15 protein-coding genes are annotated in these 17,816 nt (G+C 71.3%); 7 read left to right on the top strand and 8 right to left on the bottom strand.

The genetic code is table 11. The annotated features are described in order from the left end of the window. Nucleotides 1–18: 18 nt before the first annotated feature. From ACZ60B_RS01960 to ACZ60B_RS01950, 3 genes are read right to left on the bottom strand one after another with little or no spacing between them, the layout of a single operon-like run. Complete coding sequence (locus tag ACZ60B_RS01960) at nucleotides 19–957, bottom strand: N-acetylneuraminate synthase family protein (RefSeq protein ID WP_469383354.1); 939 nt, start codon at nucleotides 955–957, stop codon at nucleotides 19–21. A gap of 13 nt (nucleotides 958–970) precedes the next feature. Beyond that, nucleotides 971–2,305 (bottom strand): cytidylyltransferase domain-containing protein, encoded by a 1,335-nt coding sequence (locus tag ACZ60B_RS01955; protein ID WP_469383353.1) that lies wholly within the window; start codon nucleotides 2,303–2,305, stop codon nucleotides 971–973. A gap of 35 nt (nucleotides 2,306–2,340) precedes the next feature. Then, a complete protein-coding gene (locus tag ACZ60B_RS01950) occupies nucleotides 2,341–3,705 on the bottom strand; it encodes a DUF6716 putative glycosyltransferase (protein WP_469383352.1) in 1,365 nt (454 codons plus the stop codon). Nucleotides 3,706–3,903: 198 nt separating this feature from the next. Between ACZ60B_RS01950 and ACZ60B_RS01945 the strand changes: the two genes are divergently transcribed. The 3 genes from ACZ60B_RS01945 to ACZ60B_RS01935 all read left to right on the top strand — a co-directional run bounded on the left by ACZ60B_RS01945 (nucleotide 3,904) and on the right by ACZ60B_RS01935 (nucleotide 7,629). Further along, on the top strand, nucleotides 3,904–4,884 hold the full coding sequence (locus ACZ60B_RS01945; RefSeq protein ID WP_469383553.1) for a glycosyltransferase family 2 protein: 981 nt from the start codon (nucleotides 3,904–3,906) through the stop codon (nucleotides 4,882–4,884). Further along, on the top strand, nucleotides 4,884–6,224 hold the full coding sequence (locus ACZ60B_RS01940) for a polysialyltransferase family glycosyltransferase (RefSeq protein ID WP_469383351.1): 1,341 nt from the start codon (nucleotides 4,884–4,886) through the stop codon (nucleotides 6,222–6,224). Before ACZ60B_RS01945 ends, ACZ60B_RS01940 begins: the two co-directional genes overlap by 1 nt. A 232-nt stretch (nucleotides 6,225–6,456) precedes the next feature. Beyond that, the gene (locus tag ACZ60B_RS01935; RefSeq protein ID WP_469383350.1) at nucleotides 6,457–7,629 is read left to right on the top strand and encodes an acyltransferase family protein; all 1,173 of its coding nucleotides are present in this window, start codon (nucleotides 6,457–6,459) and stop codon (nucleotides 7,627–7,629) included. An 88-nt stretch (nucleotides 7,630–7,717) separates the two neighbouring features. Here the strand turns inward: ACZ60B_RS01935 and ACZ60B_RS01930 are convergent, their stop codons facing one another. Beyond that, a complete protein-coding gene (locus ACZ60B_RS01930) occupies nucleotides 7,718–9,070 on the bottom strand; it encodes a polysialyltransferase family glycosyltransferase (RefSeq protein ID WP_469383349.1) in 1,353 nt (450 codons plus the stop codon). After that, on the bottom strand, nucleotides 9,067–10,053 hold the full coding sequence (locus ACZ60B_RS01925) for a glycosyltransferase family 2 protein (RefSeq protein WP_469383348.1): 987 nt from the start codon (nucleotides 10,051–10,053) through the stop codon (nucleotides 9,067–9,069). The genes ACZ60B_RS01930 and ACZ60B_RS01925 overlap by 4 nt, the downstream gene beginning before the upstream one ends. Before the next feature lie 295 nt (nucleotides 10,054–10,348). Here ACZ60B_RS01925 and ACZ60B_RS01920 point away from each other — a divergent pair, with 295 nt between their 5' ends. The 3 genes from ACZ60B_RS01920 to ACZ60B_RS01910 all read left to right on the top strand — a co-directional run bounded on the left by ACZ60B_RS01920 (nucleotide 10,349) and on the right by ACZ60B_RS01910 (nucleotide 12,885). Continuing rightward, complete coding sequence (locus ACZ60B_RS01920; RefSeq protein ID WP_469383347.1) at nucleotides 10,349–11,299, top strand: AraC-like ligand-binding domain-containing protein; 951 nt, start codon at nucleotides 10,349–10,351, stop codon at nucleotides 11,297–11,299. Between the two features lie 24 nt (nucleotides 11,300–11,323). Then, nucleotides 11,324–12,268, top strand: coding sequence for a helix-turn-helix domain-containing protein (locus tag ACZ60B_RS01915; RefSeq protein ID WP_469383346.1), 945 nt, complete (start codon nucleotides 11,324–11,326; stop codon nucleotides 12,266–12,268). A gap of 131 nt (nucleotides 12,269–12,399) precedes the next feature. Further along, the gene (locus ACZ60B_RS01910; RefSeq protein WP_469383345.1) at nucleotides 12,400–12,885 is read left to right on the top strand and encodes an RICIN domain-containing protein; all 486 of its coding nucleotides are present in this window, start codon (nucleotides 12,400–12,402) and stop codon (nucleotides 12,883–12,885) included. Between the two features lie 10 nt (nucleotides 12,886–12,895). On the opposite strand, the gene ACZ60B_RS01905 is transcribed toward ACZ60B_RS01910, so the two are convergent. Further along, nucleotides 12,896–13,546: a TetR/AcrR family transcriptional regulator C-terminal domain-containing protein gene (locus tag ACZ60B_RS01905; protein ID WP_469383344.1), complete on the bottom strand. Its 651-nt coding sequence runs from the start codon at nucleotides 13,544–13,546 to the stop codon at nucleotides 12,896–12,898. 81 nt (nucleotides 13,547–13,627) lie between these two features. On the opposite strand from ACZ60B_RS01905, the gene ACZ60B_RS01900 reads away from it, so the two are divergent. Continuing rightward, nucleotides 13,628–15,043 (top strand): FAD-dependent oxidoreductase, encoded by a 1,416-nt coding sequence (locus ACZ60B_RS01900; protein ID WP_469383552.1) that lies wholly within the window; start codon nucleotides 13,628–13,630, stop codon nucleotides 15,041–15,043. On the opposite strand, the gene leuE is transcribed toward ACZ60B_RS01900, so the two are convergent. Continuing rightward, a complete protein-coding gene (gene leuE / locus ACZ60B_RS01895; protein ID WP_469383343.1) occupies nucleotides 15,044–15,694 on the bottom strand; it encodes a leucine efflux protein LeuE in 651 nt (216 codons plus the stop codon). A 365-nt stretch (nucleotides 15,695–16,059) separates the two neighbouring features. Beyond that, the gene (locus tag ACZ60B_RS01890) at nucleotides 16,060–17,640 is read right to left on the bottom strand and encodes an acyl-CoA mutase large subunit family protein (protein WP_469383342.1); all 1,581 of its coding nucleotides are present in this window, start codon (nucleotides 17,638–17,640) and stop codon (nucleotides 16,060–16,062) included. Between the last annotated feature and the right edge of the window lie 176 nt (nucleotides 17,641–17,816).

The following is a 17,816-nucleotide window of genomic DNA, read 5'->3' as shown; positions in this document are numbered from 1 at the left end:
TGGGGGCCGAGCTCGTGCTCAGACCGAGACCGGCTCGCCCGCGGCGGCGGCGATCTCCGCCTCGGCTACGACACCGGTGACGCGGCGCAGCTTCTTCATCGGGCCGAGCTCGGAGTCGTAGACCTTCTTGACGCCGTCGCCGAGGGAGGCCTCGATGGTGCGGATGTCGCGGACGAGGCGGGTCAGACCCTGCGGCTCCACGGAGGCGGCCTGGTCGGAGCCCCACATGGCGCGGTCGAGGGTGATGTGACGCTCGACGAAGGTGGCGCCGAGGGCGACCGCGGCGAGCGTGGTCTGCAGGCCCGTCTCGTGGCCGGAGTAGCCGATCGGGACGTTCGGGTACTCCTGCTGGAGGGTGTTGATGACGCGGAGGTTGAGCTCCTCGGCCTTCGCCGGGTAGGTCGAGGTGGCGTGGCAGAGCAGGATGTTGTCCGAGCCGAGGACCTCGACCGCGTGGCGGATCTGGCGCGGGGTGGACATGCCGGTGGAGAGGATGACCGTGCGGCCGGTGGCGCGCAGCGCGCGCAGCAGCTCGTCGTCCGTCAGGGAGGCGGAGGCCACCTTGTGGGCGGGGACGTCGAACTTCTCCAGGAAGGCGACGGCCTCGGTGTCCCACGGGGAGGCGAACCAGTCGATGCCCTTCTCCTTGGAGTACTCGTCGATCTGGCGGTACTCGTCCTCGCCGAACTCCACGCGGTGGCGGTAGTCGATGTAGGTCATCCGGCCCCAGGGGGTGTCGCGCTCGATGTCCCACTGGTCGCGCGGGGTGCAGATCTCCGGGGTGCGCTTCTGGAACTTGACGGCGTCGCAGCCGGCCTCGGCGGCGGCGTCGATGAGCTTGAACGCGTTCTCCAGCTCGCCGTTGTGGTTGATGCCGATCTCACCGACGACGTAGACGGGCCGGCCGGGGCCGGCGGTCTTGGAACCGAACGTGCGCAGACGGGAGTTGGTGCTCATGGCAGAGATGTCCTTACTGGGGGAGGGAGTCGAGAGAGGGGCCGAGGATCCAGCTGGCGATCTCTCGGATCGCGCCGTCGCCACCGGGGAGAGTGGTGACCGCGCGTGCGGCGCCGCGCACGACGTCGTGGGCGCTCGCGACCGCCACGGGCCAGCCCACGAGGGCGAAGCACGGGAGGTCATTGACGTCGTTGCCGACGTAGAGCACGCGCTCGGGCGCGATGCCCTGCTCCTCGCACCACTGCTTCAGTGCGAGGTCCTTGCGGTCGATGCCGTGCAGCACCGGGAGCTTGAGCTTCCGGGCCCGGGCGGCGACGACCGGGTTCTGTTCCGTGGACAGGATCAGCATCTTCAGGCCGCTCCTGCGAAGGGCCGCGATGCCGAGTCCGTCCCCGCGGTGCACGGAGACGAACTCCCGTCCGTCGGAGTCGATCAGCACCCGGTCGTCGGTCTGGGTGCCGTCGAAGTCGAGGACGACCGCGTCGATGTCGTCGGCGGTCGGCAGCGGACCGGGGAGGTCCGCGTCGAAGAGGGGGGCCAGGGCGCGGGCGCGGGCGAGATCGTGCGGGTCGTCGATCTCCAGCACCCGGGCCGGGTCGGTGCGCACCAGTTCGGTGCGGCCGAAGAAGCGGTGCCGGTGCGCGCGGAAGCCGGTGGCCTCCATCGCGTAGGCGGCGCCGGTCTCCAGCAGGTCCTGGGGGCGGTCCTGGCGGCGCGGGCGGAAGGACTTGTCGTGGTTGACGCCGTAGCCGCCCTCGGTGACGGCCGGGTCGGCGACCTTGGTGCCGCCGCCGACCTCGCCGGCGCGCCCGCTCTCGCCGACGCGCCCGCTCTCGTCGGCGCGTCCGGTCTCGACGACGGCCGGCTCGTCGGCCGCGTCCCGCCAGATGAAGCCGTGGAACGGTGCCACGGTGACCGCCGTGTCGGCGCCGTGCTCGACGACCGCGCCGGCCACGCCGTCGATGTCCTCGCGGAGGATGAAGGGGCTGGTGCACTGCACGAGGAGCACCGCGTCGACCCGGGAGCCGTGCAGGGCCTCGTGGGCGTCCATGGCGTGCAGGACGGCGGCCTCGGAGGTGGCGGTGTCGCCGGCGATGGCGGCGGGCCGCAGCACGACCTCGGCGCCGGCCTGCCGGGCGGCGGCGGCGATGGCGTGGTCGTCGGTGGAGACGACGACGTCGGTCACCAGCCGGGAGGCACGGCACTCGCGCACCGCGCGGGCCACCAGCGGGACGCCGCCGACGGCCGCGAGGTTCTTCGCGGGCACGCCCTTGGAGCCGCCGCGCGCGGGGATCACCGCGAGCACCCGGCGCACCGAAGCGCCTTGGCCCGCTTCCGGGTTGGACATGGGTTCCACTCCTTGGGCTGTTGTCTCGGCGGCGCTCACAGCTCGCCCATCCGCCGGATCACGGGGGCGACGCGCTGCACTCCGTGGCGGTAGGCGCCGCGCGCCGCCCGGCGCACGATCTGCCGGACCGCTCCCGGTTCCTTGTCGGCGGCCGGGGCGCCGGGCAGCGGGGCGCCGTCGGGGCCGAGGTGGTGGCGGGCGAGGATGCCGGGCAGGTATCCGGGCGCGGTCTCGGGTGTGTAGTACGGGGCCAGCGGCGGCAGTCCGCCGGGGCGTTCGAGGAGCTCGGTGATCCGCTCTCGGGCCGCGTCGAAGGCGGTGGCGTAGGAGCCGGGTCCGGCGGGGGTGCCCGCGGGCGCGACGCCCTGGCGGGCGACCCACTCCTCGTCGGGCACCGGCCGGTGGCCGGCGTCGAGCTGGTCCCAGGAGGCGAGCAGGCCGGAGCCGACGAAGTGGTGGTTGCCGTGCATCTCGCGCACGCCCAGGTCGGTCAGGACGACGGTCGGGATGCGGCGGTGCAGGGCCTCCAGGGCGGCCGTCGAGCTGACCGTGACCAGCAGGTCGGTGCGGTCCAGGACCTCGCCCATGTGCCCGTACACCAGGCGGAAGTTGGGCGGCGGGTCGGCCTTCTGCACCAGCTTCTGGTACGGCAGTTCCTCGATGTGCGTGGTGTGCTCGCCCGGCTTGGAGCGCAGCTTCAGCAGCACCTCGCGCCCGGGGTGCTTGCGGGCGTGCCGGATCAGCCGCTCCAGCAGGTACGTACGGTCCTTGCGGCTGGCCGGGACGGACGGCTGGGCGGCGAAGACGACGGTGTAGGGCCTGCTCCCCTGCTGCGCGGCCGGGTCGGGCTCGCCGGTGTAGGGCGCTCCGCCGAGGAACGGCAGGGCGACCTCCGTGACGGACGAGGCGTCGGCGCCGACCCCCTCGTAGACCGCGCGGAACCGGTCCGCGTCCTGCCGGGAGTTGGCCAGCACGAGATCGGCGCCGTGGCGCAGCAGCAGGCCGTCGGCGAGCTTCTCGTAGACGACACCGACGTAGCCGGTGACGACGACGGGGCGCTCGGCGCGCTCGGCCCAGACGTGTCGCAGGCCGTGCAGCATCGCCTGCACACCGCCGCCGACCAGCGCGAGGACGAGGACGTCGTAGGATTCCTCGCCCATCGCGCGCAGGAACTCGGCGGCGGTCACCTCGCGGAGCGAGTCGGCGTGGACGCCGACCTCCTGGAGCTGGCGGGCGGTGGGGGTGGCTCGGCCCCGCAGAAGGTAGCCGTCCAGGCGGATGTCCGTTTCATCCCCTTCAGCAGGAACGGTACGCTTCGCGGTGAGCGCACCCCATTTCCATCGGGTGTCGGAATCCGCGAGTACGGCGACTCGCAGGGCGTTCGTTGCACTTGCTGGCACGTCGTCGACCGTAGGAAGGCATTCCTAGGATCCGCCCAACCCGAAAGCAACAAAGGGTTAACAGCACATCGACGAATGGGGTTCTCGGGCTCTCCGGTCACTCATGAAGACCTGGTTCACGGGTTCGCCACACGTAGTTCACCTGACATCAAACCAACGGTAAAGACGGGTGCCGGGCGGCCCTCTAACGTCACTCCCGTGGTCAAGCTCTCCGTCATCGTGCCGTTCTACAACGTGCAGCAATACGCGCCGGACACTCTCAAAAGCCTTCAGGCGAACACTCGTGGAGACTTCGAATTCATTCTCGTCGACGACTGTTCGCGTGACGGGACCCCGGACATCCTCGCGCGCGCGGAGCGCGAGCTGCCGGGGGCGGTGTTCGTCAGACACGAGCAGAACGGGGGACTCGCGACCGCGCGCAACACCGGGATCGACCGCGCGCGCGGCCGGTACCTGACCTTCCTGGACGGCGACGACTGGCTCGCACCCGGCTACTACGACCGCCTGGTCGCCGCCATGGAGGAGCTGGACTGCGACTTCCTGCGCACCGACCATGTCCAGTGCACCGGCCGGGCGCGCACGGTGCACCGGGTGCCGCACGGCCGGCGGGGCGTGGTGATGGAGCCCCGCGCGGCGATCCTGCCGGCCGACCGGTCCACGTCGGTCGACTACGCGTACGCGTGGGCGGGCATCTACCACCGCCGGCTCGTCGACCGCGGACTGCTGCACTTCACCCACGGACTGCGCACGGCCGAGGACCGCCCCTGGATCTGGAAACTCCACCGGGAGGCGGAGTCCTTCGCCACGGTGAACCTGATGGGCGTCTTCTACCGGCGCGGAGTCGCCTCCTCGCTCACCCAGATCGGCGATGTCCGACAACTCGATTTCATTCGGGCGTTCGATCAGGTAATCGAGGAAACGGCACTCGATCCCGAGGCGGATAGGCTGCTGCCGAAAGCAGTGCGCACCTATTGCGCGATCATGGCTCATCATCTCGGATCAATCGAGAGGTTCGAACCCGCCGTGGCTCGAAAATTGCGCTCCCTGAGCTCCGCCGCCCTGAAGCGAATGCCGCAGGACGTGCTCGCGGAAGTGATGGACACGATGGACTCCCAGCGCGCGAGCCGGCTGCGCCGACTGCGCCGCAGGCCCGTGTCCGCCCGGACGGTGGCCGCCTGATGCCCCGCACCACCCGCATCTTCTGCGCGTCCACGCTGTACGGCGCCGCGACCCTGGCCGCCGCGCTGGACGCCGGGCTGTTCGAACCGACCGACCGGCGACTGCTGCTCGTCACCAACAACGCGGCCAACCCCGAGACCACGCCCGCCGTCGACGAGATGCCGGGCTTCGCGCGGATCGCCGAGCGCTTCGACCGGGTGCTGTCCTGGAACGAGACGATCGCGCCGTTCCACCCCGGCGGCTGGAGCCCGCGCGGCGACGACATCCCCATGTGGGAGCGGTACGTACGGCTCCAGTGGGGGCTCGGCGACGACGAGGTCCGGCTGGCCGTCGAGTCCGTGCAGGTCAATCCCTCGCTCGCGGTGTGCCAGCTGTTCACCGGCGCCCCCGTCGACGTCTACGCGGACGGCCTCATAAGCTATGGCCCCACCCGGGACAAGATCGATCCGCTGGTCGGCACCCGGATCGGGCGGCTGCTGCACCTCGATCTCGTACCGGGACTGACCCCGCTGCTGCTCACCGAGTTCGACGTCAGGCCCGAACTGGTGCCGGGCGAGGCGTTCCTCAAGGTGCTGGGCGAGCTGGCGCAGGACGAGACCGGGCTGCCGGACGCCGACGGGCAGCCAGCGCTGCTGCTGGGCCAGTACCTCAGCGCGCTCGGCATCCTCGACGACGCCGAGGAGGAGCAGCTCCACCTGGGCATGGTCCGCGGCGCCGTCGCGCTCGGGCACCGCAGGCTGGTGTTCAAACCGCACCCCATCGCGCCCGCCCGCTGGTCGCGGCTGCTCCAGGACGAGGCGGCCCGGCTCGGCGCCGAACTCACCCTGCTGGAACGGCCGGTGCTCGCCGAGGTGGTGTTCCAGCGGACGCGGCCCGCGCTCGTCGTCGGCTGCTTCTCCACCGCGCTGCTGACGGCCGCGGGGCTGTACGGCATCCCGGTGGCCCGCGCCGGCACCGACGGCGTACTGGCCCGGCTCACGCCCTACCAGAACAGCAACCGGGTGCCGGTCACCCTGGTCGACACGCTGCTGCCCGACCTCGCCGACCGGGCGGCGGTGGAGAGCTGGACGATGCCGTCGCCGGAGCGGGTGGAACAGCTCGCGGCACTGCTCAAGGCGGTCGGGTTCGCCATGCAGCCCAGGATCTACCCCGGGCTGCGCGGCGCCGCCGAGGACTACCTCTCCCGGCACCTGGACACGCGCACCTGGCGCTACTTCAAGCGCCGCCGGCTGACCGCGCTGGCCCTGCCCGGCGCCGTGCCCGCGCAGCTCGCCTTCATCCCGCGCAACGCGACCGTGCGCCGCCTGGCGCGCCGGGCCAGGGCCCTGTCCCGGCGCTGAGCGCCCCGCCCTCCGTCGCACCGCGTCACCCCCGTTCCTCCACAGGACCGGGGGCGGCGCGCTTTCTCTTAACCCCGGCGTCAACCTGACGCCTGTTCATTCATCTGTGCGACATGTGTCCGATGCCTCGGTGTCAGCGCTGAATCCCCTGTCATACGTCAGTACTTCGTACCGTCCGGTCATCGACGACCACCACGACGATGGACACGACCCTGCCGAGAAAGGCCCCAGGATGAATGCGGCTGACCAGGCCCTGGCCCCCACGAGCCCGGCGCCGGCGCCCACCGTGCGAGTACGGGAACCCGAGAAGGCTCCCGCCGCCGCACCCCGCCCACGCGCCGCCGACCGGCTGCGCGCCCTGGACGGGCTGCGGCTGCTGGCCGCGCTGATGGTGTGCATGTACCACTTCGCGGGCAAGAACGGACCCGTCGCCGAGTCCTGGCACCAGTCGCCCGGCCTGAAGTTCCCGACCCTGTCCCTGGCCGCGACCTACGGCAGCCTGGGTGTGCAGTTCTTCTTCGTCATCAGCGGCTTCGTGATCTGCATGAGCAGCTGGGGCCGCTCCATGGGCGACTTCTTCCGCTCCCGGGTCGCCCGGCTCTACCCCGCGTACTGGGTGGCGATCGTCCTGATCACCGCGGCGGCGTGCGTCATGCCCGTCGTCGTCCACCCGCTGCGCTCCGACGAGATCCTGGTCAACTTCACGATGCTCCAGCAGCCGATGGGCGTGAACCGGGTGCTGGGCGTCGACTGGACGCTCTGGGTCGAGGTCCGCTTCTACGCGATGTTCGCCCTGTTCGTGGTCTGGCGGGGCGTCACCTACCGCCGGGTGGTGCTGTTCTGCTGCCTGTGGACCCTGGCCGGTGTCTTCGCCCGGGTCGCCGACATGCCGCTCACCGACGAACTGGTGATGCGTGACCACGCCCCCTTCTTCATCGGCGGCCTGGCGCTCTACCTGATCCACCGCTACGGCAACGACCTGCTGCTGTGGGGCATCGTGATCACGTCGTTCCTGCTCGGCCAGCGCTACTCGGTGACCGCCCTGTGGCACCCGGGCATGGAGGGCGACTTCCACCGCAACCCGTACGTCATCCAGGCGATCGTCTTCCTCGCCTTCGCGGCGGTGGCGGTGGTGGCGGTGGGCTGGACGAGCTGGGCGAACTGGCGCTGGCTGACCGTCGCGGGGGCGCTGACCTACCCCTTCTACCTGGTGCACGAGCACCTGGGCTGGTTCTTCATCCGGGTGCTGAACCGCGGCCTCGGCCTGCCGCCGTACGCGACGATCGTCATCAGCGTGCTGAGCCTGCTGGGCATCGCCTGGCTGATCCACCGGCTGGTGGAGAAGCCGTTCGGGCCCCGGCTGAAGCGGGCGCTGGTGGTGCGGCGGCCGCAGCTCGGCAAGTGACCCGGGCGCACCGCGCGAGAAGGGCCGGGCCCCGTTCCTCCGGAGGAACGGGGCCCGGCCCTTCGGCGGTTCACGGCCGCCGGGCGGATCAGGACGACTGGGCCGCCCGGATCCGTCGTACGACCCTGCGCACGGTCGGGTTGCGGCGCAGCGCCTCCGCCCGGACCGGGCTGCCGCCGGGCAGGCGCAGCGTGGTCAGCCGGCGCTTCTTGAAGTACCGCTGGTGCTCGGCGAGGTTGGCGGTCAGCCAGGCGGCCGCCTCCTCGTGCAGGCCGGGGTACTTGCGGGACTGCATGCAGTAGCCGACGGTGTGCACCAGCGGGGCGAGGCGCTCGCTCAGCGCGGCCAGTTCGAGCGGGGCGCCGAGGGTCTCGCGCTCCGCGTCGGGCAGGGCCGCGTCGATGATGGTGAGCGGGACGCGGTTGCTGTTCTCGTACGGCGTGATGCGTTCGAGGAGGAGCTCCGTGCCGACCCGGGCGACGGGGATGTCGTAGAAGGCGGCGGCGGTCATCAGGGCGGTGGAGAAGCAGCCGATGACGAGCCGGGGCTTCAGGAAGGCGAAGACGGTCTCGGCCAGGACGGGCTCGGCGAGGACCGCGAGCCGTACGCCGAGTTCCTCGGCCACCGCCTCCAGGGACCTGCTGTAGACGGCGGGCGCGCTGGGGTGCGGCTTGAACAGGACGCTCTCGTGGCCCGCCCGGGCGGCGGCCCGCAGCATCCGGACGTGCAGCTCCTCCTCCTCGCCCTGGGTGATCAGGTCGATCGCGGAGAGGTACTGGCCGAGCAGCACGGCCGTGGGGCGGTCGCCCTCGGGCAGCCGCTCGGCGAGGATGCCGGCGCCGTCCTCGCCTGTCCGGGCCAGTACGTCGACGATGGCCTCGTTGGGGATCGGCTCGGGCTCGACGCCGTACTCGGACAGCAGCATCGGGCGCAGTCCGGGGATGAGGTCGAGGTGGAGCACCCGGGCGATCCGGCTGTTCATGCCGTGCGGGATGCGGTTGCGGGTGGGCCCGTAGGTCATCAGGCCGTCCGCGTACACATGGATCGGGCTGTCGGCGAAGATGTCGGCGACCGCGCGGGAGGGGTTGGCCTGGATGGACTCGCAGGCGATCTCGACCTCCTCGTCGCCGAGGTTCCAGGCCAGGCGTACGGCCTTCTCCCACAGCTGGGCGTCCTGGGCGCGCGGCGACCAGCCGACCGGGTGGTGCGGGGCGATGAACTCGTTCCAGGAGCGCACCTCGTCGAACTCGGGGCGCAGCTTCTCGAACCCGGCCATCCGGTCCAGCGGGGTGCCGACCTCGGGCACGGCGGCGGTGTTGCTCACGACCAGGATGCGCCGGTGGGCGGCGCGCGGGCCGAAGAGGCCGGCGCGGATCGCCGCGGTGACGGTGGCGGCGGCGTACTGCGTGGCCGAGAAGAAGATCTGTGTCCTGCCGCTCATGCCGCGACTCCCTTCATACCGCCGCGTATGCGCCGCAGCGTGTGCACGCGTTCCTCGCCCATGCCGACGAGTGCCTCGTTGAGTTCCGCCTCCGTCATCCGGCCCAGCGCCTCGGCCGCCAGCTGCCGCAGCCTGGCGTGCACGCTGCGCTCGAACCGGCCCCGGTCCAGCAGCTGGTGGGCGATGACGACGCAGTAGTTGCGCAGGGCCTTCTTCCGCAGCCGGGCCGCCTCGGGGTCGTCGGCGAGTTCGGCCAGGACGAGGTCGAAGGAGCGGAAGAAGTCGAGCTGGCGGACGTCACCGATCTGGGTCAGCGAGCTGGCGATGCCACGGCGGTAGAAGACCCCGCGCAGGCTGGCGACGGCGTAGGACTCGGCCCTGCGGTGCAGGTCCCAGATCCAGGGGCGGTCCTCGGCGGTGCGCAGCCCGTCGTGGAAGCGCAGCAGGCCCTTGTCGAGCAGTCGGCGGTGGTAGATGCCGGCCCAGGCGTACGGGTAGTCGACCATCGTCGTGTCGTCGACGGGGAGGATGGAGCTGCGCGGGTCGAGCGGGGTGTGCCGGCGGCCCTCGGGGGCCCGGTGGATCTGCCGTTCGAGACCGAAGACCTGGACGTGGTCGGTGCGCACGAAGTCGACGTCGTGCCGTTCGATCTGGTGCACGAGGTCGCTCAGATAGCCGGGGGCGAGCCAGTCGTCGCCGTCCAGGAAGGTGAGGTAGCGGCCCTCGGACGCGTCGATCCCGGTGTTGCGCGCGGTGGCCAGTCCGCCGTTCTGCTCGTGCCGGATCACCCTGCTGTTCTTCAGCCGCTTCGTCAGCGCCAGCAGCGCCTCGTAGGTCTGGTCCTTGGTGGACCGGTCCTCGACGAACAGGAACTCGAACGTGTCGTCGGCGTTGTTGGCAAGGCTGGCCACGGTCTCCGGGACGTACGCCTCGATATTGAAACAAGGCACGATCACGGACAGTTTGGGGGGGTGCTGAGGCACGCGGACACCTGGGCTCTCTCTGGGGCAGACCCCTGCGACCGTAAGAGATGTTCGATGCCGGACATCAACCCCTCGGCCACTATCAGGTGAACGCGAGGTAGCTACACGACCTCCCTTTTCCACAGGGCCGCCCCGCCCCCGATCGGACACGTATGCTCCGCGCTCAGGTGTTCGATAATTCGGGGATCTGGGGGACTGTGTGCTCAAGACGGTGTTTCGAAGCGGGGCACTTCCGGCAGCGGAACGGTTTGCCGGGTTCGACGAATTCCTGAACAACTGCGTGCACCCACTGCGGGTGACCAGCCCGGACCCGGAACGCTTCCGTGCCACGGCACGGGCCGTGGACCTCGGAGCGGTGACCCTCACCGAGCTGACCGCGCTGCCGTCCGTCCTGCGGCGCACCACCCGGTCGATCCGCCGCTCCGACCCCGAGCTGTACTCGGTGGTCTTTCCCCGCCAGGGCGTCCTGAACGTGCGGCAGGCGGGCCGGGACGCGTTGCTGACCGAACACGACTTCGCGCTCTGTGACAGTTCGCGTCCGTTCAGCTTACGGATCTCCGCCCCGGGGACGGCGACGCTGATCAGCGCCCGAGTGCCTCGCGCGCTGCTGCCGCTCCCCGCCAGGCAGGTCGACCGGCTGCTGGGGACGCGATTGCCGGGCGACGAGGGGATCGGCGCGCTGCTCACCCAGTTCCTCGACGACATGACCGCCGGCCCCGCACACCCCCCGAGCGCCGACGTGGCACGACTGGGCGCGGTGGCCCTGGACCTGCTGGCCGCCACCCTCGCGCACCACCTCGACACCGGCCCCCGGCAGGAGGACGAGTCCGGTCGGCGGGCCCTGCTCCTGGACATCGACGCCTATATCCGCGACCACCTGCCCGAGCCGCACCTGTCACCGCGGTCCGTGGCCGACGCCCACCACATCTCCGTCAGCTATCTGCACCGCATCTTCCGCGCCCGGGACACCACGGTCACCGCGCTCATCCGCAGCCGCCGTCTGGAACGGGCCCACCTCGACCTCACCGACCGACGGCTGCGGGACGTACCGGTGCACCGCATAGCGGCCCGATGGGGCTTCAAGGACCACTCCGCCTTCACCCGCGCCTTCCGCACGGCCTACGGCATCGCCCCCAGTGACCTGCGCGAACCGGCCCTCGGCCGGTCGGCCGCGCCGCCCGATCCGGCGCCCTCCGAGGGGTGCGCGGGGTGCGCGGGGTGCGCGGGGTGCGCGCACCGGGGCTGAGATCTCTGCGGAACAGGAGAGTCCATGGGGGGATCCATCACCGTGCCCGGCCGCTGCGCCGCCGGACGGAAGGTCGACGGGGACGACGGGGACGACGGAGGCGATCGCCGGGAAGAGCTGCGAAGTCTTGAACTCGGCGGGACGTCGGTGTGGTCGGTCGAGGTCGCCCGCCGTCCGGTGGTCCTGCGTCTGACCCCGCACCCCGACCGGCCGCCCGCCCGTCGGTGCTACCACGTGACCCTCCTCCTGGAGGGGGAGGCGGTCGTCGTCCACGAGGGAGGCGAGACGGCCCTGCGGGCGGGCGACTTCTACTGCGCCGACGACTCACGGCCGCGCGAGCTGCGGGCCGGCCCGCTCAGAGCGGTCGGGATCGATGTCCCGCAGGCACTGCTGCCCCTGCCGCGGGACGAGGCGGACCGTGCGCTGGGGCGCCGTGCGGCGAGCCGGGACGGCACCGACGCCCTCCTGGTCCGGTTCCTCACCCAACTCGCCCGGAGAACCGATGACTTCCGGCCCTCGGACGGGCCGCGGCTGGGAACGGTCCTGAGCGGACTGGTCGCGGTGCTGTTCGCCCGGGTCGCGCGGTCCGGCCACGCGCCGCCGTCACGTCCCGAGCCGGGGGCCCTGACCCCGCGCATCGCGCGTTACGTCCAGCAGAACCTGGCGGACCCCGAGTTGAGTCCGCGCTCGATCGCCGCCGCGCACGGCATCTCCCCCAGCTACCTCCACCGGCTCTTCCAGAGCGAGCAGGAGACCGTCGCCGCCCTGATCCGCCGTCAGCGCCTCGAACGCGCCCGCTTCGACCTCGCCGACCCGGCCCAGGACACCACCCCCGTCCGTGTCGTCGCCGCCCGCTGGGGCTTCGCGCGGGCCACCGACTTCGCCCGTGCCTTCCGGGCCGCGTACGGGGTGACGCCCACCGAGTACCGCCGGCACTCCCGCGCCCTCGGTGGACGCATTGCCACATGAGTGTGCACTGAGCGCCAAGGCATCAGGCGTCACAGCCCGCCATGCTGATGATCGGGAAGGCGGCAGGGCCGGTCCGACACGCGCCGCCGACCTCCCGTTCTCCACCATCGGCTCTCCCGGAAGAGGTTGTCGTGAAGAAACTCCGTCTCGCCACGGTCGCCGCCGGCGCACTGATCGCCGGCGCGGGCCTCCTGGCCCCCACCTCCGCGCAGGCCGCGTCCACCTACTGGACTTTCAAGAACGTCCAGTTCGGCACCTGCCTCACCGCGGGGGACAGCGGCTCGGCGTACTCCACCACATGCGTCGGCAGCAACCGTCAGCAGTGGGACTGGGTCGGCGACGGCCACGGCAGCTTCCACATGCTCAAGAACCGGGAGACCGGCAAGTGCCTGAGGACCGACACCGTCTCCAACGTCAATGCGGTCTGGACCAGCACCTGCGACACCGACGCCTACTACGAGTGGTGGTACTACAACGGTGACGACCGGGTCCTCTACGTCCAGCCCGGCGGCGTCAACTACCTGAGCACGAGCAGCACCGTCAAGGACGCGGTCTACAGCCAAGGCCTCGACCTGAGCAACCTGAACCTCTTCAAGTGGACCGGCACCCACGACTGATCCGGGAGCCTCACCCGATCCCGAACCGGGCGTCGATGCCCGCCACGATGACGGCCAGGCCTTCCTCGAAGTGCCGGTCGTAGTCCTCGAACATCAGCGCGCCCGCCTGTGCCGACAGTGGGAAGTCGGCCATCAGGCGGGCGCGTTCCGTCATGTCGTAGCCCTCGCGGCGCTCGCCCGGCATGGGCTGGACGCCTTGTTCCTCGGTGACGAACCCGATGGTGTACAGGTACACGGTGGACAGGGCGCGGGCGGCCTGGGCGGGGGTGAAGCCCGCCGCCGTGAACAGCCGCAGGCTCTCCTCCATCTGCTCGGCGTGCTCGATGCCGGTGAAGCGCGAGCCGCTGTAGACCTTCGCTCCGTCGCGATAGCCGAGCAGGGCGGCGCGCAGGCCGCGGCCGGACATGAGCATCCGCTCCTGCCAGCTGTCCTCGGGGTCGAGGGACATCCCCGCGACCATCCTGCGGTACATCTCCGTCGCCATCTCGTCGAGCAGCGCCTGCTTGTCCTTGAAGTGCCAGTACAGAGCCGGCGCCTTCACGTTCAGCTCGCCCGCGATGGCGCGCAGGGTCAGCCCCTCCAGGCCCACCTCGTTCAGGAGCTTCAGGGCGGTGTCCGCCACCCGTCGGCGGTCGAGGGGGGCGCGTCGTTCCGTACTCACGCTGCACAGCTTGACACCTTAACGGCATTAAGGCACTCTCCCGTCAGAGGAACTTAACAACGTTAAGGAGCGGTCATGGCAGTGGACACCGACGTTCTGATCGTCGGCGCGGGCCCCACCGGCCTCGCCCTCGGCATCGATCTCGCGCGGCGGGGCGTGGACGCGCTCGTCGTCGAGCGGGGCGAGGGGCTCGCGCCGGGATCGCGCGGCAAGGGACTCCAGCCGCGCACCAGGGAGGTCTTCGACGACCTCGGCGTCCTCGACGCGATCCATGCGGCGGGTGGCGACTATCCGGTCGGGATGATCTGGCAGGACGGCCGACGGGTCGGCGAGCACCGGATGTTCGACCCGGCCGAGGCGACCGACGACTCCCCGTACAACGCACCGTGGATGGTGCCGCAGTGGCGCACCCAGGAAATCCTCCGCGCGCGACTGGAGGAGCTCGGCGGACGGGTCGCCTTCGGTCGCGAGGCCGTCGCCCTCGCCCAGGACGAGGACGGGGTGACCGTGGAGTTCGCCTCCGGCGGACCGGTCCGCGCGCGGTACGCCGTCGCCGCCGACGGCGGCCGCTCGGCGGTGCGGCGCGCGCTCGGGATCGCCATGACCGGCGAGACCGTCGACCCGGACCCGATCCTCGTCGCGGACGTGCGGATCACCGGGCTGGACCGCGACAACTGGCATGTGTTCCCGCCCGCCGAGGGCACCGGCGGCTTTCTGGCGGTCTGCCCGCTGGCCGGGACGGAGGACTTCCAGGCGGTGGCGCAGTTCACGGAGGGCACGGAGGTCGATCTGTCCCTCGACGGCGTCCGCAAGACCGTCGCCGCCCGCTCCCACCTCTCGCCCGAGGCCGTGACCGAAGTGCGCTGGGCCTCGGACTTCCAGCCGCGGGCCGCGCTGGCGGACCGCTTCCGCGCCGGGCGGGTCTTCCTCGCGGGGGACGCGGCGCACGTCCATTCACCGGCCGGCGGCCAGGGCCTCAACACCAGTGTCCAGGACGCCTACAACCTGGGCTGGAAGCTCGGCGCGGTGCTGCGCGGCGAGGCGCCCGAGGCCCTCCTCGACACCTATGAGGAGGAGCGCCGCCCCATCGCCGCAGATGTCCTCGGCCTGTCCACGAAGATCCACCGCGACGAGGTCCGGCGCGGCAAGGAGACCCGTCAGCTCGGTCTCGGCTACCGCGACCGCTCCCTCACGGTGGAGACCCGTACGGGCCTGCCGGAGGAGGCCCTGCGGGCGGGCGACCGCGCCCCCGACGCGGCCGTGGACGGCGCACGTCTCTTCGACGTGTTCCGGGGGCCGCACTGGACCCTGCTGACCGTCGGTACGGACGCGGAGCCGTCGGCGCTCCCCGGTGTCCGCACCGCGCGGATCGAGCCCGACGAGCGGTACGGGACCGGCGTCTTCCTGGTCCGCCCCGACGGTTACGTGGGCTGGGCGGGCGCCGACCCGAAGGGCCTTCAGGAGTACGCGGCCCAGGTGGGCCTGAGCACGGTTTAGCTACGCGCTGGCGAGCGTGAGCTTGACGGCGAAGCCGAGGAAGAGGGCGCCCGCGGCGGTCGTGGCGCCCGCGGAGAGCCGCCTGCGACGGCGGAAGGCCTCCGCGAGACGCGTACCGCTGAAGATCAGCGCCGTCAGATAGAGGACGCTCGCGGCCTGGGCGAAGGCGCCGAGCACGACGAACGAGAGGGCCGGGTAGGCGTAGCCCGGGTCGACGAACTGCACGAAGAAGGCGACGAAGAACAGGATCGCCTTCGGGTTGAACAGGCTGATCACCAGCGCCCGCCGGAACGGCCGCTCCCCCGCCACCGCCTCGGGCTCCGCGCTCCCGGCGACCGGGTCCCGCCGGCTCCGCCACATCGTCCGCGCGGCACGCAGCATCCCGACCGCCAGCCAGGTCAGATAGCCCGCACCGGCGTACTTCACGATGCTGAACAGCACGGCGTTCGCCTGGAGCAGCGACGCCACACCGGCGGCCGACAGGGTCATCAGCACGGTGTCCCCGCACCACACGCCCGCGGCGGCGGTGTACCCGGTCCGCACACCCCGGCGGGCGGCGACGGACAGCACGTACAGCGAGTTCGGCCCCGGCAGCAGGACGATCAGGACAAGGCCCGCGAGATAGGTGGGAAGGTCGATAACACCAAGCATGAGAGGGAGTGTCGCACGGCAGTACGACATCGTGTCCAGGTGTCTCGCGGGTCAGTCACCGTCGAGGAGGGTGTCCACCGGGAGGTCCGGTACGAGCCCGACGGAGGCGGGCACCGGGACGCTCCGACCTCGCTGGAAGCGCTCGGGTGCCGGGTACTTGCCGTCGACCGGATCCTGGTGCGGCAGGACCTCGTCGTGCCTGCGGTCGACGACGAGGTAGACGGGGACTCCGGCCTCGGCGCAGCACTCGGCCTCGGGGCCGAGGTCGTCGGACCAGTTCGATCTTTTCAGGGGGACTTTCCCCGAGCGTGGCCGGGGCCGTGCGGGTTCCGCCCTCGATCGCCCGTACGAGGGAATCGCCCGGCTCAGAAGGTGTCCGACGGTACGTACGTGCCCCAGATGTCGCGCAGGGCGTTGCAGACCTCGCCGACCGTCGCGCGGGCGCGCAGGGCGTCCTTCATCGGGTACAGGACGTTGTCCGTGCCCGCGGCGGCCTTCTTCAGGGCGGCCAGGGCGGTGTCGACCGCGCCCCGGTCGCGCTCGGCACGGAGCCGGGCGAGGCGTTCGGCCTGCCGGGCCTCGATGGCCGGGTCGACGCGCAGCGGCTCGTACGGCTCCTCCTCGTCGAGCCGGAAGCGGTTGACGCCGACCACCACGCGTTCACCCGCGTCCGTCTCCTGCGCGATCCGGTACGCGTTGCGCTCGATCTCGCCCTTCTGGAAGCCGTGCTCGATCGCCGCGACCGCTCCGCCGAGCTCCTCGACCTTCCGCATCAGCTCCAGCACCGCCCCCTCCAGGTCGTCCGTCATCCGCTCGACGGCGTACGACCCCGCGAACGGGTCCACCGTCGCGGTCACGTCCGTCTCGTGGGCCAGCACCTGCTGGGTGCGCAGGGCGAGGCGCGCGCTCTTGTCCGTGGGCAGCGCGATCGCCTCGTCGAAGGAGTTCGTGTGCAGGGACTGGGTGCCGCCCAGCACGGCCGCCAGGCCCTGGACCGCGACCCGGACCAGGTTCACCTCGGGCTGCTGGGCCGTCAGCTGCACCCCGGCGGTCTGGGTGTGGAAGCGCAGCGTCAGCGACCTGGGGTCCTTCGCGCCGAACTCCTCCCGCATGACCCGGGCCCAGACCCGGCGGGCCGCGCGGAACTTCGCCACCTCCTCCAGGAGCGTCGTACGGGCCACGAAGAAGAAGGAGAGCCGGGGCGCGAAGTCGTCGACGTCCATGCCGGCCGCGAGTGCCGTACGGACGTACTCGATGCCGTCCGCGAGGGTGAACGCGATCTCCTGCGCGGGCGACGCGCCCGCCTCGGCCATGTGGTAGCCGGAGATCGAGATCGTGTTCCACTTCGGGATCGCGGCCCGGCAGTACGCGAAGATGTCCGCGGTCAGCCGCAGCGACGGCTTCGGCGGGAAGATGTACGTCCCGCGCGCGATGTACTCCTTCAGCACGTCGTTCTGGATCGTGCCGGTCAGCCGGTCCGCGCCGACGCCCTGTTCCTCCGCGACCAGTTCGTACAGGAGCAGCAGCATGGCCGCGGGCGCGTTGATGGTCATCGACGTCGACACCGTGTCCAGCGGGATCCCGTCGAACAGCACCCGCATGTCGTCCACCGAGTCGATGGCCACGCCCACCTTGCCGACCTCGCCGTGCGCGATCGGCGCGTCGGAGTCGTGGCCCATCTGGGTGGGCAGGTCGAACGCCACCGACAGTCCCGTCGTACCGTTCGCGATGAGCTGCTTGTAGCGGGCGTTGGACTCGGTCGCCGTGCCGAACCCCGCGTACTGGCGCATCGTCCACGGACGGCCGGTGTACATCGACGGGTAGACGCCACGGGTGTAGGGGTACGACCCCGGATCGCCCAGCTGCCGCGCGGGATCCCAGCCCGTCACCGCCTCCGGGCCGTAGACGGGTTCGATGGGCAGTCCGGACTCCGAGTCACGTGCCATGGAATCCACCATGCCGTGCCGTTCGCGCGCCGTCATCCGCGGGGAGCATCTCCGGTGACACCGTGCGCACTCCGCGCGCCGCGCGGGGCGGGCGGCGCGGGGGGCCAGTGAGACGACGGGGGGCCGTGATGCGTAGTACGGGCATGAGGAGCTCGGGGAGCTCGAGGACCATGGGC

The organism is Streptomyces sp. NPDC104096, from assembly GCF_055584385.1.
This window is presented reverse-complemented; position numbering and strand designations above follow the sequence as displayed.